Source organism: Olsenella uli (assembly GCF_016899935.1).
GTDB lineage: Bacteria > Actinomycetota > Coriobacteriia > Coriobacteriales > Atopobiaceae > Thermophilibacter > Thermophilibacter uli_B.
The window spans coordinates 1-229 of record NZ_JACJJK010000130.1; the positions used below are offsets into that span (position 1 = coordinate 1).

A 229-nucleotide genomic window follows, 5' to 3' on the forward strand; every position below is an offset into this window, starting at 1 on the left:
GAGATACATTTTTTAATGTTATCATCGCGTCTTTTTCTGCTTGATATAGGTTGGAGGATTTTATGTATAAAATAATGTTTTCCGCTGGAGAAACATCGGGTGATATGCACGGTGCTAACTTAGCGAAGGCAATAAAGGAAATAGCACCGAATACATATTTATTCGGTTTTGGTGGACCACAAATGGAAGCTGCTGGTGTAACACTTTGTAAAAATATGTTAGATTATAG

The 229-nt window shown here is 35.8% G+C and carries 1 protein-coding gene; it reads left to right on the top strand.

All coding sequences use genetic code 11. The features are described from left to right. Nucleotides 1-74: 74 nt before the first annotated feature. Nucleotides 75-229, top strand: a 155-nt coding sequence (locus H6A07_RS10615; RefSeq protein WP_440590002.1) for a hypothetical protein, incomplete at its 3' end; no start/stop codon positions are given.